At 69.0% G+C, this 14,892-nt stretch carries 14 protein-coding genes; 11 read left to right on the forward strand and 3 right to left on the reverse strand.

The window, feature by feature from the left end:
• On the forward strand, window positions 1-992 hold a 992-nt coding region (locus ACMUOO_RS13265), incomplete at its 5' end, for a LysM peptidoglycan-binding domain-containing protein (RefSeq protein ID WP_413855484.1).
• On the opposite strand, the gene ACMUOO_RS13270 is transcribed toward ACMUOO_RS13265, so the two are convergent.
• Window positions 970-1,314 carry an ArsR/SmtB family transcription factor gene (locus ACMUOO_RS13270; protein ID WP_301918689.1) on the reverse strand — a complete coding sequence of 115 codons (345 nt, stop codon included), beginning with the start codon at window positions 1,312-1,314 and terminating at the stop codon, window positions 970-972. The genes ACMUOO_RS13265 and ACMUOO_RS13270 overlap by 23 nt on opposite strands.
• A 95-nt stretch (window positions 1,315-1,409) precedes the next feature.
• Here ACMUOO_RS13270 and ACMUOO_RS13275 point away from each other — a divergent pair, with 95 nt between their 5' ends.
• The 4 genes from ACMUOO_RS13275 (at window position 1,410) to der (ending at window position 6,975) form a co-directional block, all read left to right on the forward strand.
• A complete protein-coding gene (locus ACMUOO_RS13275) occupies window positions 1,410-3,326 on the forward strand; it encodes an ABCB family ABC transporter ATP-binding protein/permease (protein ID WP_301918690.1) in 1,917 nt (638 codons plus the stop codon).
• A 96-nt stretch (window positions 3,327-3,422) separates the two neighbouring features.
• On the forward strand, window positions 3,423-4,091 hold the full coding sequence (locus ACMUOO_RS13280; RefSeq protein WP_301918691.1) for a tetratricopeptide repeat protein: 669 nt from the start codon (window positions 3,423-3,425) through the stop codon (window positions 4,089-4,091).
• Window positions 4,092-4,138: 47 nt separating this feature from the next.
• Entirely contained in the window at window positions 4,139-5,467 is a 1,329-nt protein-coding gene (locus ACMUOO_RS13285; RefSeq protein ID WP_301918692.1) for a PQQ-binding-like beta-propeller repeat protein, read from the forward strand.
• 47 nt (window positions 5,468-5,514) lie between these two features.
• Window positions 5,515-6,975 (forward strand): ribosome biogenesis GTPase Der, encoded by a 1,461-nt coding sequence (der, locus tag ACMUOO_RS13290; RefSeq protein ID WP_301918693.1) that lies wholly within the window; start codon window positions 5,515-5,517, stop codon window positions 6,973-6,975.
• Window positions 6,976-7,032: 57 nt separating this feature from the next.
• On the opposite strand, the gene serS is transcribed toward der, so the two are convergent.
• A complete protein-coding gene (serS, locus tag ACMUOO_RS13295) occupies window positions 7,033-8,322 on the reverse strand; it encodes a serine--tRNA ligase (protein ID WP_301918694.1) in 1,290 nt (429 codons plus the stop codon).
• A gap of 79 nt (window positions 8,323-8,401) precedes the next feature.
• On the reverse strand, window positions 8,402-9,877 hold the full coding sequence (locus tag ACMUOO_RS13300; RefSeq protein WP_301918695.1) for a pyridoxal phosphate-dependent decarboxylase family protein: 1,476 nt from the start codon (window positions 9,875-9,877) through the stop codon (window positions 8,402-8,404).
• Between the two features lie 176 nt (window positions 9,878-10,053).
• Here ACMUOO_RS13300 and yajC point away from each other — a divergent pair, with 176 nt between their 5' ends.
• The 6 genes from yajC (at window position 10,054) to ccmB (ending at window position 14,848) form a co-directional block, all read left to right on the forward strand.
• Entirely contained in the window at window positions 10,054-10,392 is a 339-nt protein-coding gene (gene yajC, locus ACMUOO_RS13305; protein WP_301918696.1) for a preprotein translocase subunit YajC, read from the forward strand.
• A gap of 28 nt (window positions 10,393-10,420) precedes the next feature.
• Window positions 10,421-12,085, forward strand: a complete 1,665-nt coding sequence (gene secD / locus ACMUOO_RS13310; protein WP_301918697.1) for a protein translocase subunit SecD — start codon at window positions 10,421-10,423, stop codon at window positions 12,083-12,085.
• Window positions 12,086-12,095: 10 nt separating this feature from the next.
• Window positions 12,096-13,070, forward strand: a complete 975-nt coding sequence (gene secF / locus ACMUOO_RS13315; RefSeq protein WP_301918698.1) for a protein translocase subunit SecF — start codon at window positions 12,096-12,098, stop codon at window positions 13,068-13,070.
• Window positions 13,071-13,082: 12 nt separating this feature from the next.
• Window positions 13,083-13,439 (forward strand): Mth938-like domain-containing protein, encoded by a 357-nt coding sequence (locus ACMUOO_RS13320; protein ID WP_301918919.1) that lies wholly within the window; start codon window positions 13,083-13,085, stop codon window positions 13,437-13,439.
• A gap of 40 nt (window positions 13,440-13,479) precedes the next feature.
• A complete protein-coding gene (gene ccmA, locus ACMUOO_RS13325; RefSeq protein ID WP_301918699.1) occupies window positions 13,480-14,115 on the forward strand; it encodes a heme ABC exporter ATP-binding protein CcmA in 636 nt (211 codons plus the stop codon).
• A 76-nt stretch (window positions 14,116-14,191) separates the two neighbouring features.
• Window positions 14,192-14,848: a heme exporter protein CcmB gene (ccmB, locus tag ACMUOO_RS13330; RefSeq protein WP_301918700.1), complete on the forward strand. Its 657-nt coding sequence runs from the start codon at window positions 14,192-14,194 to the stop codon at window positions 14,846-14,848.
• Window positions 14,849-14,892 lie beyond the last annotated feature (44 nt).

Genomic DNA, 14,892 nt, shown 5'->3' on the forward strand with positions numbered 1-14,892 from the left:
GCCGCGCGGGCGAGGGGGCGCTGCTCTCGATCCTCGTGGACGGGGTGGAGGCGGCCACGGCCGCCGCCGCCGGCCGCGGCGCCTTCGCCGCGCTCTTCACCCTGCCGCCGAGCGACCAGCCCCGGGTGATGCGGCTGGAATCCGTGCTCGACGACGGAACGCGGCTCGCCTCGGCGGCCGAGGTCATCATCGCTCCGTTCGCGCTGCCCGAACCCGCCCCCGAGGCAGTTGCCACGGCCGAACCGCCGGCCGAGACCGCACCTGCCGCTCCGCCGCCGGAGGGTCCGGCGGTGCTGATCGTCGAGGGCGGCGCCGTGCGCAAGGAAACCCCGGCCACGCCGGTCACGGAGATCGTCATCGACACCATCGGCTACGGCGCCGCAGGCACGGTGGAGATCGCCGGGCGGGGCACCGCCGGGGCCTTCGCGCGGCTCTACCTCGACAATGCCGAACAGGCGACGGCTGCGATCGCCGAGGGCGGCGACTGGCAGGCGAGCCTCGCCGGGGTGGCGCCGGGACTCTACACGCTCCGCGTCGACCAGATCGACACGGCCGGCAAGGTCACGTCGCGGTTCGAGACCCCGTTCCAGCGCGAGGCACCGGAGACGGTCGCGGCCGCGCTGCCGGCACCCGAGGCGTCGCCCGCGTCCGCCCCGGCGGCGACGGAAGCCGCGCCGGCGGAGCCCGCCGCCACCGCGGCCCTTCCCGCGACCGAAGCGCCCGCCGTAACGGCCGAGACCGCGCCCGGGGTCACCCCTGCCACCGAAGCGCCTGCCCCGGAAGCCCTGGCAGGCGCGCCCCAGGCGGCAACGCCGGCGACGAAGGCCATGATCGTTACGGTGCAGCCGGGCTTCTCGCTCTGGCGCATCGCGCGGGAGAACTACGGCGAAGGCATCCTCTACGTGAAGGTCTTCGAGGCCAACAAGGACCAGATCCGCGACCCGGACCTGATCTACCCCGGCCAGATCTTCACGGTTCCCGCGCAGGAGTGACGCGCGCCGTGGGGGCGCAGCAGGCGCAGACCTCGGGGTGGCCGGCGCAGCAGTCTTCGAGTAGGTACCCGATCACGCCGCCGAGTCCGCGCGTGTCGGCGGCATAGAAGATGTTGCGCGAGGCGCGCCGCGACGTGACGAGCCCCGCCTGTTCGAGTGCGGCGAGGTGGAACGACAGACGCGAGGGCGAGAGCACCAGCCGGGCGGCAATGTCGCTTGCGGCGAGTCCCGCCGGGCCGGTCGCGACCAGCATCCGCACGAGTTCGAGCCGCGTCGCATTGGCGAGCGCGGAGAGGGCGGCGAGGGCGCGGGGCTGGTCCATTCTTCAACTCTTCAAGAAGGATTGAAATATTTCTCTTGATACCCGACGTGGTTCCTGCGATCAAGCGGCAAGGTGCGGATACGGGAAGGCAGATCATGGCGGGCACGCCCCAGAACCTCGACGGCTGGCGCCGCAGTGCCCGGACGCTGAAGCGCGTCGCGCCCTACCTCTGGCCCGAGGGCGAGTCCTGGGTAAAGCGCCGCGTGGTGCTGTCGCTCCTTGCCCTAATCACCGCCAAGATCGTCTCGGTCGCCACGCCCTTCCTCTACAAGGCGGCCGTGGATTCGCTGGCCGGCGAGGCGCGGGACGACACGTTTCTCCTCGCGCTCGGCGCGGTGGCACTCACCGCGGCCTACGGCGTGGCGAGGGTGGGCTCAATCGGCTTCAACGAACTGCGCGACGTGATCTTCGTCCGGGTGGGGCAACGGGCGCTCAGGAAGCTCGCGCTCGAGACCTTCACCCATATCCACCGCCTCTCCATGCGCTATCACATCACCCGCAAGACCGGGGGCCTTTCCCGCATCATCGAGCGCGGCGTGAAGGGGGTCGAGTTCCTCCTCCGCTTCATGCTTCTCTCGGTCGGGCCGCTGATCCTCGAGCTTACCATGGTCACGGTGATCTTCGCGCTCGCCTTCGACTGGCGCTACGCGGCGGCCGTGCTGGTGACCATCGCGCTTTACGTCACCTACACCTTCAAGGTGACCGAGATGCGGGTGAAGATCCGCCGAAAGATGAACGAACAGGACACCGACGCCAACCAGAAGGCGGTCGATTCGCTCCTGAACTTCGAGACGGTGAAATACTTCGGCGCCGAGGCGCGCGAAGGCGCGCGCTACGATGGCGCGATGGCGGGCTACGAGGAGGCGGCTGTCCGCACCGGCCAGTCGCTCTCGGCGCTGAACTTCGGCCAGGCCTTCCTGATCAACGCGGGCCTGATCGTCGTCATGGTGATGGCCGCGCGGGGGGTGCAGTCGGGCGCGCTGACGGTCGGCGATTTCGTCATGGTCAACGCCTACATGATCCAGATCACCATGCCCCTGAACTTCCTCGGCACCGTCTACCGGGAAATCCGCCAGGCGCTCGTCGACATGGGCGACATGTTCGACCTTCTCGACCAGCCGGCAGAGATCACCGACAAACCCGGAGCGCCGGACCTGGTGGTGCGCGGTGGCGAGGTTGAACTGGACAACGTGCGCTTCGGCTACGAGACCGCGCGGCCGATCCTGAAGGGTGTGAGCATGAAGGTCCGCGCGGGCGAGACCGTGGCGATCGTCGGCCCCTCGGGCTCGGGCAAGTCGACCATCGGCCGGCTGCTCTTCCGATTCTACGACGTGACCGGCGGCAGCTTGCGGATCGACGGGCAGGACGTGCGGGACATCCGGCAGGATTCGCTGCACGCGCAGATCGGGGTCGTCCCGCAGGACACCGTGCTCTTCAACGACACGATCCGCTACAACATCGCCTACGGACGCCCCGAGGCCGGCCGCGAGGAGCTGATCGCTGCCGCGAAGGCCGCGAAGATACACGATTTCATCATGTCGCTGCCCGATGGCTACGAGACGAAGGTGGGCGAGCGCGGGCTGAAGCTCTCGGGCGGCGAGAAGCAACGCGTGGGCATCGCGCGGACGCTCCTGAAGAACCCGCCGATCCTCCTTCTGGACGAGGCCACGTCCGCGCTCGACACCCAGACGGAGCGCGACATCCAGGAGAGCCTGAAGGAGATGAGCGAGGGGCGGACGGTCATCACCATCGCGCACCGCCTCTCGACCATCGCCGATGCCGACCGGATCGTGGTCCTCGAACAGGGACGGATCGTCGAAGAGGGGCGGCACGAGGACCTCGTCGCCCGCGGCGGACGCTACGCCGCGATGTGGGCGCGCCAGTCCTCGGGCGAGGAGGACGACGGCGGCCAGCGCATTCCGCGGCCGAAAGTCCCCGTCGACGCGCCGGAGGAGGTGACGGACGTCGCCCCGGGCGGCCGCTGGCGGCAGGTCCTGCCGCACGGATCGTGACGGCCCTGCCGCCCTTGGCAAGCGCGGCGCTTCCCGTGTAAGACGGGCCGGAACGAGGGGCGGCCCGAACACGGTCCCGCCGGGTGGGAGAGCCGCGTGAGCGAGACCGACAGTTTCATCGACGAAGTCACCGAGGAAGTGCGCCGCGACAAGCTCTTCGCGGTCTTCCGCAAGTATGGCTGGATCGGCGTCCTTGCCGTGCTGCTCATCGTCGGCGGCGCGGCCTTCAACGAATGGCAGAAGGCGCGGGTGCGCAGCGCCGCCGAAGGCTTCGGCGATGCCGTTGTCGCCGCGATGGACACCGAGGACCCGGCGGCACGGGTTGCGGCGCTGGATGCGATCTCGACGGGAGGCGGGGGTGAGCCTGCGGCGCGACGGGCCGTGACGCAGTTCCTTGCGGCCGACGAGGCGCTGAAGGCGGGCGACCGCGCCGGGGCGCTGAACCGGCTTGAGGCGCTGGCCGCCGAGCCGGGCCTGCCCGACGACTACCGCCAGCTCGCGCGGCTGAAGGCGGTGATCCTCGCCGGCGCGTCGATGGATGCCGCGGCGCGCGACGCCGCACTGGCGGAGCTGGCGCAGCCTGGCGCGCCGTTCCGCGCGCTGGCAATGGAGCAGCAGGCGGTCGCGCTCACGGCCGACGGCAAGACCGACGAGGCTCTCGCGCTGGCGCGCCAGGTCCTGCAGGAGCCGGACGCGACCCCGGGCTTGCAACGGCGGGTGACGCAGTTGATTGTGGCGCTGGGCGGCGATCCGGACGCCGGCTGAGGCCGGGGCGCAACCGGACGGGGCGGTATGAGGAAAGGGGCAGGCAGGTGAGACTTTCGCAAGGATTTGGGGCACTCGCGGCCCTCGCCGTGATCGCCGGCTGCACCGACCGCGAACCCGTGCTGGAGGGTGTCCGCCAGGATCCGCGGACGGCTGTGATCGGGACGGAGCCGGAACCCGGCGCGCTGGCACCGAAGCCGGTCTTGGCCCAGTCGATCGCGCTGCCGGCGGCGCAGGCCAATGCCGACTGGACCGCGCGCGCGGGCAACAGCGCCCATCACATTGCCCATGTCGCCCTGCCCGGGCCGCTCTCGCCGCTCTGGACGGCATCCATCGGCGCGGGCGAGGGGCGCAAGAACCGCATCGCGGCGGACCCCGTCGTCGCGGGGGGGCGCATCTTCACGCTTGATGCCAATGCGACCGTGACGGCGACCGGGACGAACGGCGCCACGCTCTGGCAGGCCGACCTGACGCCCGCGGCGGATCGCGCGGGCGAAGCCTCGGGGGGCGGGATCGCCTTCGGCGAGGGGCGTGTCTTCGTCACCACCGGTTTCGGCGAGCTTGTGGCGCTCGACCCCGCGACGGGCGGCGTGGCCTGGCGCCAGCGGCTCGATGCCGCGGTGGGCGGGGCGCCGGCGGTGTCGGACGGCCGCGTCTATGTCGTGGCGCGCGATGCCTCGGCCTGGGCTCTCAAGGCCAGCGACGGCAAGGTGGAATGGACGCTTCCCGGCACGCCCTCAGCGGCTGGCGTGATGGGCGCGGCCGCGCCCGCCGTCGATGCGCGGCAGGTGATCTTCCCCTTCTCCTCGGGGCAGATGGTGGCGGTGGCCAAGGATTCGGGCACCGGCCTCTGGGGCGCGCAGGTCGCGGGCCAGCGCCAAGGCCGCGCCTACGCCGCCTATTCCGATCTGACGGGCGATCCGGTCATCGCAGGGGACGTCGTCTATGCCGGGACAGCGGCCGGGCGGCTCGCCGCGGTGAACGCCGACACCGGCCTGACGCTCTGGTCGGCCCGCGACGGCGCGCTGAGCCCGGTGGCGGTGGCGGGAGGCTCGGTCTTCCTGGTCAACGACGAGGATCAGCTTGTTCGTCTAAACGACGCCACTGGCGAGGAAATCTGGCGAGTGGACATGCCCTATTTCACCAAGGACCGGGACAAGCGGCGCAAGGCCGTCGTGGCGCACTTCGGCCCCGTGCTTGCGGGCGGGCGGCTCATCGTGGCGTCATCGGACGGGCTCATCCGGGCCTTCGACCCGGCTTCCGGCGCGCTCGCCGGATCGGTGGAGCTTCCGGGCGGCGCGGCCTCGGCCCCGGCGGTCGCCGGCGGTGTCCTCTATGTGGTCACCAAGGACGGGAAGCTTCGGGCTTTCCGCTGAGGCGAGGACGGTGTAGAAGCGCCGCTTCGAACCGGAAGGACCAAAGGATGAGCTTCACCCTCGCCATCGTCGGGCGCCCGAACGTCGGCAAGTCGACGCTCTTCAACCGACTCGTCGGCCGGAAGCTCGCGCTCGTCGATGACCAGCCCGGCGTCACCCGCGACCTGCGCGAGGGCGAAGCCCGGCTGGGCGACCTGAGGTTCATCGCCATCGACTCCGCCGGGCTCGAAGATGTCACCGACGACAGCCTGCGGGGCAGGATGCGGCGGCTGACCGAGCGGGCGGTGGAACTGGCCGACGTCTGCCTCTTTGTCATCGACGCGCGGGCCGGCGTGACGGCGCAGGACCGAACCTTCGCCGACATCCTCAGGAAGAAGAACGCGCACGTGATCCTCGCCGCCAACAAGGCCGAGGGCAACGCGGGCGAGGCCGGTGTGCTCGATGCCTGGTCGCTGGGGCTCGGCGAGCCGGTGCGCTTGTCGGCCGAGCACGGCGAGGGGATGGACGAACTCTACCACATCCTGCGCCCCATCGCCGAGGCGGTGGCGGCGAAGGCGGCCCTCCACGCGCCCGAGGTCGATGTCGAGGTGACGGACGAGACCGCCGAGGACGGCCCGCGCAAGCCCACGAAGGAACGGCCGCTGCAGATCGCGGTCATCGGCCGGCCGAACTCGGGCAAGTCCACGCTTATCAACAAGATCGTCGGCGAAGAGCGGCTTCTGACCGGGCCCGAGGCCGGGATCACCCGCGACGCGATCTCGGTGACGGCCGACTATCTCGGCACGCCGATGCGGATATTCGATACCGCCGGCATGAGGAAACGAGCGAAGGTCGTTGACAAGCTTGAGAAATTGTCGGTGGCCGATGCCTTGCGCGCGGTGCGCTTCGCGGAAGTGGTCGTGGTGCTTCTCGATGCCGGCATCCCCTTCGAGCAGCAGGACCTGAGGATCGCAGATTTCGCCGAGACCGAGGGGCGGGCGGTCGTCGTGGCGGTGAACAAATGGGACCTCGAAGAGGACAAGACCGAAAAGCTGAAGGAGTTGCGCGAGGCCTTCGAGCGGCTCCTGCCACAGCTGAAGGGCGCGCCGCTCGTCACCGTCTCGGCAAAGACGGGGCGCGGGCTCGATCGTCTCCATGCGGCGATCCTGAAGGCCTATGACGTCTGGAACCGCCGCATCACGACGGCGAAGCTGAACCAGTGGCTGACGGCGATGACCGAGGCGCACCCGCCGCCGGCGCCGGGCGGGCGGCGGATCAAGCTCCGCTACATGACACAGGTGAAGACCCGGCCGCCGGCCTTCGTGGTCATGTGCACCCACGCCGACAAGCTGCCGGAAAGCTATTCCCGCTATCTTGTCAACGGGTTGCGAACAGACTTTGAGATGCCTGGAACGCCGGTGCGGCTGACCTTCCGCGACCAGGGCGACAAGAACCCGTTCAAGGATCGCAAGAAGTCCACGCCCTCGCGGCTGAGAAAGCACACCGGGAATCCGGTCAAGAGGACGTGATCCCTTCATCTTGCCGGAAATGACTCGGGGGCGTGGGGAGGGCGCCCCCGCGCGGGCTCAGGCCAGATCGCCCGCCGCCGTGATCCGCCGCTTGCCGCCGAGCCAGGGCGCCAGCGCCGCGGGGAGGGTGACCGAGCCGTCGGCCTCCTGCCCGTTCTCGAGAACCGCGATGAGGCAGCGGCCGACCGCGAGGCCGGAGCCGTTCAGGGTATGGACGAACTCCGGCTTGCCGCCCGCCGGACGGAAGCGCGCATTCATCCGCCGCGCCTGGAAGTCGCCGCAGACCGAGACCGAGGATATCTCGCGGTAGCGATCCTGCCCCGGCAGCCAGACTTCGAGGTCATGGGTCTTCTGCGCGCCAAAGCCCATGTCGCCGGTGCAGAGGACGACGGTGCGGTAAGGCAGGCCGAGGCGTTCGAGCACCGCTTGCGCGCAATTCGTCATGCGTTCGTGTTCGGCCAGCGAGGTGTCGGGCGTGGTGATCGACACCATCTCGACCTTCTCGAACTGGTGCTGGCGGAGCATCCCGGAGGTATCCTTGCCCGCGCTGCCGGCCTCCGATCGGAAGCACTGGGTATGCGCGGTCATGCGGATCGGCAGGGCGGCTTCGTCGAGGATTTCGCCCGAAACGGTGTTGGTCAGGGTCACCTCCGATGTCGGGATCAGCCACCAGCCGTTGGTGGTCTGGTAGCTGTCCTCGGCGAATTTCGGCAGCTGGTTGGTGCCATACATCGCCTCGTCCTTGACGAGGACCGGGGTGATCGTCTCGGTCAGCCCGTGCTCGGTCGTGTGCAGGTCGAGCATGAACTGCGCCAGCGCCCGGTGGATGCGGGCGACCGCGCCGCGGAGAAGGACGAAGCGCGCGCCCGAGAGCTTCGCGGCGGTTTCGAAATCCATGCCGGGCTTCACGCCCGCGATCTCGAAATGCTCGACCGGGTTGAAGTCGAAGCTGCGCGGCGTGCCCCAGCGGCGGATTTCGACGTTGTCGTGTTCGTCCTTGCCGGTCGGCACCTCGGGTAGCGGCAGGTTGGGTATGGTGAGGAGCAGGTCCTGAAGGCGCTTGTCCTCGGTCGCCGCCTCATCGGTCAGCGTCGCGATTTCGGCCTTTTTCTCGGCCACCAGCGCGCGCAGGCGCTCGAACCCGGCCTCGTCGCCCCGTGCCTTGGCGGCGCCAACCTCTTTCGAAGCGGCGTTCTGGGCGGCCTGTGCCGTCTCTGCGGCCAGTATCTTCGCCCGCCGCGCCTCGTCGATGGCGAGTATCTCTTGCGACATTCCGTCCAGTCCACGGCGCGCCAGCGCGGCATCGAAGGCGGCGGGGTTTTCGCGGATGGCGCGGATGTCGTGCATGTCAGACCTCGTCGGGTGCTCTTGCGCGCGACTTATGCCCGATCGGATTGGGAAAGAAAACCGGGTGCCCGACACTCCGTCACGCGTGCGTCGCCATGGCGACCTCGGCCTCGACAGCATGGCCGATCCTGACGACTTCGCGCACCAGAAGGTCGATATCCTCCGCCCGCGTGCGGTGGTTGTTGATCGCGACGCGCAGGCAGTGGCGGCCGTGGACGGTGGTGTCGGAAGGGACGGCGGTGCCAGCCTCCTGAATGCGCAGCATGATCTCGGTGTTGAGCGCCTTCAGATGCGCCTCGTCGCCGCCCGCGCCAAGGTAGCGGAAGCAGACGATGTTGATCGCGGTGGGGGCCATCAGTTCCAGCGACGGTTCGGCCGTAACGAGATCGGTCAGGTAGGCGCCCTGCGCGATGTTCTGGTCGATGAGGCGGCCGAATTTCCCGGCCCCCTGTTCCTTCAGCGACATCCAGATCTTCAGTGCCTTGAAGCCGCGCGACAGCTCGAACCCGTAATCGGCGAGGAATTCGCCCGAGGCGAGGCCGCGCGGTTTCTCCTCCAGATAGTCGCCGTGGAGCGTGAAGGTGTTGAAGTGCCGGTCACGGTCGCGGACGAGGGCGCAACCGGCCTCGAACGGGGTGTGGAGCCATTTGTGCGGGTCGAGGGCGATGGAATCGGCGGTCTCGATCCCGTCCACCAGAAGGCGGTTTCGGGGCGCAATGCGGATCAGGGCGCCGATGCAGCCGTCGACATGGAACCAGAGCCCTTCGCGCCGGCAGATCGCCGCGATGGCGCGCAGGTCGTCCATTGCGCCGGTGTTGGTGGTGCCGGCGGTGGCGATCACGCAAGCGGGGCGCCAGCCTGCGGCACGGTCCTCGGCGATGGCCGCGTCGAGGGCGGCGATGCTCATGCGGAAATCACCGTCTGACGGGACGAGGCGCAGCGCGCGACTGCCGAGGCCGAGGGTCTCCATCGCCTTCTGATGGCAGGAATGGGCCTGATCGGACGCATAGAACCGCAAGGGCCGCGGCAATGAGGTGACACCTTCGAGGCGCACGTCGACGCCCGCCATCGCGTTCCGCGCGACGGTGAGCGCGACCATGTTCGCCATCGAGCCGCCGCTGGTGAGGGTGCCGCTCGCGCTGTCGGGAAAGCCCATCATCGACTTGAGCCAGTTGACGACCTGACGGTCCACCGCCGCGGCAGCCGTATTGCCGCCGCCGAGATTGGAGCCGTCGATGGCGGCGAGGAAATCGCCGAGGGCGCCGGTGAAATTGCCTGACCCCATGTACCAGCCCCAGAAGCGCGGATGGATATTGCCCATGGGGTAGCGCAATAGAGTGTCGGAGACGGCGCGGAATACCTCGATCAGCGGTGTCGGCCCCTGGGGCAGGGGCTGATCGAAGGCCGCGCGGATGTCGGCGGGCATCTCTTGCCAGACCGGCCGGCCGCGCACGCCGCTCAGGTGGCCGACGGCGAAATCGACGATCTCATGGGCGACGGCGCGCGCCTCCGACCAGTCGTCGGGGTCGAGCGTTTCCTCGTGACGATTGCCCATCGGTTCCTCCCACCAAGAAAGCGTCAAAGCTGTTCCAGGCGCGACCATAAGTCAAACACCGCGTCGCGGGAGGCCGCCCCGCCTTGCAAAGCCCCGGTCCCGACTATAGGTTCCCCCGCGACCCTCAAGGTCCGCCATCGGGCCGACCAGCGCCCCCCATCCAGAAGGACGCACTCATGCTCATCACTCCCGCCTATGCCCAGGCCGCGGGCGGCGCCGGCGGCGCCGGTGCCATCGTACAGTTCCTGCCGCTGATCCTCATCTTCCTGATCATGTACTTCCTCATGATCCGCCCGCAGCAGAAGAAGATGAAGGAGCATAGGGCCATGGTCGAGGCGCTGCGCCGGGGCGACCAGGTGGTGACGCAGGGCGGCATCATCGGCAAGGTGAGCCGGGTGAAGGAGGGCGAGAACGAGATCGAGGTCGAGATCGCCGACGGCGTGAAGGTGCGCGTCGTGCGCTCCACCGTCTCCCAGGTCCTGTCGAAGACCGAACCGGCCGCCAACGCCGGCTGAGCCCCGCCGCCCCTGACGAGAGCCGAGCATGCTGCACATCCCCCTCTGGAAGCGGATCGTGATCTGGGGGCTTTGCGCCCTCGGCCTCCTGACGGCGCTGCCGAACGCCTTCTACGCCCGTGCCGAACGGCACAACGACGCCGTCGTCGCGGCCGAGCGGGCGGGTTTCGAGACAGAGGCGCAGGCGGCCGACCGGGCGCTCTGGCCATCGTGGCTGCCCTCGGCGATCGTCAACCTCGGGCTTGACCTCAGGGGCGGCGCGCACCTGCTGGCCGAGGTCCAGGTGGCCGATGTCTACAAGGCCCGGATGGACTCGCTCTGGCCCGAGATGCGGCGCGCGCTCGCCGAGGCGCGGGGCGAGATCGGCGGCATCCGCCGCGCGCCCTCCGACCCGTCTGAACTGCGCATCCAGATCGAGAAGCCCGAGGCGATGGCGAAAGCCGTGGAGGTCGCGCGCGGGCTCGCCAGCCCGGTCGTGACACTGACCGGGGTCGGCCAGTCCGATATCGAGGTGACCGCCGAGGGCAACGAACTGATCATCCGGCTTTCCGAGGCCGAGCGCGCGGCGACCGACGACCGCACGATGCAGCAGTCGCTCGAGATCATCCGCCGCAGGGTGGACGAGGTCGGTACCCGCGAACCGACGATCCAGCGCCAGGGAACCGACCGGATCCTGATCCAGGTACCCGGCATCGGCTCCGCGACCGAACTGAAGGAACTGATCGGCACGACCGCCCAACTCACCTTCCAGCCCGTCGTGGGCCGCGGCAGCGACGGCAACGCGATCCCGAGGCCGGGGCAGGAGATCCTGCCGTCGCTCGACGAACAGGGCGTCTTCTACACGCTCGAGGACACGCCCGTCGTGACCGGCGAGGAACTGACCGACGCGCGGCCCGACTTCGACCAGAACGGAAGGCCCGCCGTCTCCTTCCGCTTCAATCCGACGGGCGCGCGCAAGTTCGGCGACTATACCGCCGCCAATGTCGGCCAGCTCTTCGCCATCGTGCTCGACAACGAGGTGATCTCCGCCCCCCGGATCAACCAGCACATCCCCGGCGGCTCGGGCATCATCACCGGCAACTTCACGGTCGAGACATCGACCAAACTCGCGGTCCTGCTGCGCGCCGGCGCGCTGCCCGCGAAGATGAACTTCCTCGAGGAACGCACCATCGGGCCGGAGCTTGGCCAGGATTCGATCGACGCCGGCCGCATCGCCGCCGCGGTGGGCTTCGTCGCCGTCGTCGCCTTCATGATCGCGAGCTACGGGCTCTTCGGTGTCTTCGCAACCATCGCACTCTCGATCAACATGGCGATGATCTTCGGCATCCTGTCGACCATCGGCGCGACGCTGACGCTGCCGGGGATCGCGGGCATCGTGCTGACGATCGGCATGGCGGTCGACGCCAACGTCCTCGTCTTCGAACGCATCCGGGAAGAGCTCAGGACCGCGAAGGGAGCGGCGCGTGCCATCGAACTCGGCTACGAGAAGGCGATGTCGGCAATCATCGACGCCAACATCACCACCTTCATCACCGCCCTCATCCTCTTCTTCCTCGGCTCCGGCCCGGTGAAAGGCTTCGCGGTGACGCTCGTCGTGGGCCTCGTGACCTCGGTCTTCACCGCAATCTACGTCACCCGCGTGATGGTCGCCGCCTGGTTCGACCGCAAGCGCCCCAAGTCGATCACCGTGTGAGGGAACCGCCATGGCCTTCCGTCTCAAGCTCGTTCCCGAAAAGACCGACATCGACTTCTTCCGCTGGCAGGCGGTGACCTTCTGGGGCTCGGTCGCGCTCGTCCTCGCCGCGATCGTCCTGACGATCGTGATGGGGCTCAACTTCGGCATCGACTTCCGGGGCGGCACGACGATCCGCACCGAGTCCACGCAAGCGGTCGATGTCGGCGCCTATCGCGCGGCGGTCGCGCCCCTGAACCTCGGCGATGTCTCGATCACGGAGGTATTCGACCCGACGTTCCGCGAAGACCAGCACGTCGCCATGCTGCGCATCCAGGCGCAGGAGGGCGACGAGGCGATCACGCCCGAGGTCATCTCGAAGGTCGAGGCGGCGTTGAAGGGCGTCGATCCGTCGATCACCTTCCCCTCGGTCGAATCCGTCGGCCCCAAGGTCTCGGGAGAGCTGATCAAGACCGCGATCCTCTCGGTCCTCGCCGGCACGGCGGCGATCTGCGTCTACATCTGGCTTCGCTTCGAATGGCAATTCGCAGTGGGCGCGGTCGTCGCCCTCGTCCACGACATTGCCCTGACCATCGGGATCTTCTCGCTCTTCCAGCTCAAGTTCGACCTGACGATCATCGCGGCGCTGCTGACGATCCTCGGCTATTCGATCAACGACACTGTCGTCGTCTTCGACCGGCTGCGGGAGAACCTGATCAAGTACAAGACGACACCCTTGCGCGACCTCTGCAACCTCTCCGTCAACGAGACGCTGAGCCGGACGGTGATGACCTCGGGAACCACGCTGATAGCGCTCATCGCGCTCATCGTCTTCGGCGGTGACGTGATCCGAGGTTTCGTCTTCGCGATGACCTGGGGGGTCATCGTCGGCACCTATTCCTCGGTCTACGTGGCCAAGAACGTGGTTCTCATGCTCGGCGTGAAGCGCGACTGGGGCAAGAAGGACGACGGCCCCGCCGGTACCCAGTTCGCCAACGTCAAGTAGCGTCGCGCGATGATCCGGCTCACCGAGATCAGCTTCGGCCAGGCCCGCCCGATCGACGGCTACGGGCCCGGTTTCTTCCGCATCGGCGGCGAGGTCCTCCAGGGCGCGGTCCTCGTCACCGCCGGTGGGGCGCGGATCTGGGGCGGCTACGGCGAGACGGTGCCGCTCCTCGCGCTCGCGGGCCAGGTCGACGTGCTCCTTCTCGGCACGGGCGCCTCCATCGCCCATCCGCCGGCAGAGTTCCGCGGCGCGCTCGAAGCACGCGGGATCGGCGTCGAGACGATGGCGAGCCCGGCCGCCGCGCGGACCTACAACGTGCTGCTGTCCGAGGGGCGGCGGATCGCCGCGGCGCTCCTGCCCGTCGCATAGTCCCTTTGCCCCGACGCCGCTTTCCGCTAGGCCCTGTTGCATGTTGCTGATCGTCGAAGATCTGGCCGTGGCGCGGGGCGGTATCGCCCTTCTGGAGGCTGTCGCCTTCACGCTCGCCCCCGGGCAGGCGCTGATCCTGCGAGGCCCGAACGGCATCGGCAAGACGACACTCCTCCGTGCCATCGCCGGCCTCCAGCCCCCGCTCCGTGGCCGGGTCGATCTTCCGGCGGACGGTGCCGCCTATGCGGGCCATGCCGACGGGCTCAAGGCCACGCTGACGGTGGCCGAGAATCTCGCGTTCTGGGCCCGCATCTACGGCCAGCGCGACACCGCCGCGGCCATCGCCGCAATGGATCTCGGCGCGCTGGCGGACCGTCCGGCGCAGAACCTTTCGGCCGGGCAGAAGCGCCGCCTCGGCCTCGCACGGCTTCTCGTGACCGGCCGCATGCTCTGGCTCCTCGACGAACCCACGGTCTCGCTCGACGCGGCCTCGGTCGCCATGTTCGCCGCCGCAGTCCGCGCCCATCTCGCGGCGGGGGGGGCGGCCCTCATGGCCACCCATATCGACCTTGGCCTCGCCGAGGCCGCGACGCTCGACCTCTCCCCCTTCCGCGCCAAGGGCCCGGTGACCGGGCCGGGCGGCATCGCCGACCCCTTCGACGCGGCCTTCGCATGACCGGCTTCTTCTTGGCGAAAATACTTCGGGGGTCCGGGGGCGGTGTCCCCGGCCTCGCCGGGCGAGAGGAACGCTGATGCCGGCGCTTCTTCTGCGCGACCTTCGCCTTGCCACCCGCGCCGGCGGCGGCTTCGGCCTCAGCCTTGCCTTCTTTCTCATCGTGACCGTGCTCGTCCCCTTCGGCGTCGGGCCGGAGGGCGGCACGCTGGGGCGGATCGCCCCCGGTATTCTGTGGGTCGGCGCGCTCCTGTCCTGCCTCCTCTCTCTCGACCGGATATTCGCACTCGACCGCGAGGACGGCTCGCTCGACCTTCTTGCCACGGCGCCGATCCCGCTCGAAGGCGTCGTCGCGGTGAAGGCGGCGGCCCACTGGCTGACCACGGGTCTGCCGCTGACGCTCGCGGCCCCCGTGCTTGGCGTCCTACTGAACCTGCCCGAGGCCGCCTTCGGCTGGCTCGCGCTCTCGCTCATGCTCGGCACGCCGGCGCTTTCGATGATCGGCACGTTTGGCGCGGCGCTGACTGTGGGACTGAAGCGGGGCGGGCTTCTCCTGTCGCTCCTCGTGCTGCCGCTCTACATCCCGACGCTGATCTTCGGCGCCGAGGCCGCCAAGCGCGGGGCGGAGGGGCTCGCGGCGGGAACGCCGCATTTGATGCTGGCGGGGATCACGGCGGGAAGCGTCGCTATCCTGCCCTTCGCCGCCGCTGCGGCAATCCGCGTCAATCTGCGCTAGGCAGGCACATGATATGACTGTTGTGAGCGCGCGCAGGACGGAAT

It is taken from the genome of Albidovulum sp. (genome assembly GCF_041919395.1).
Taxonomy (GTDB): Bacteria; Pseudomonadota; Alphaproteobacteria; order Rhodobacterales; family Rhodobacteraceae; genus Albidovulum.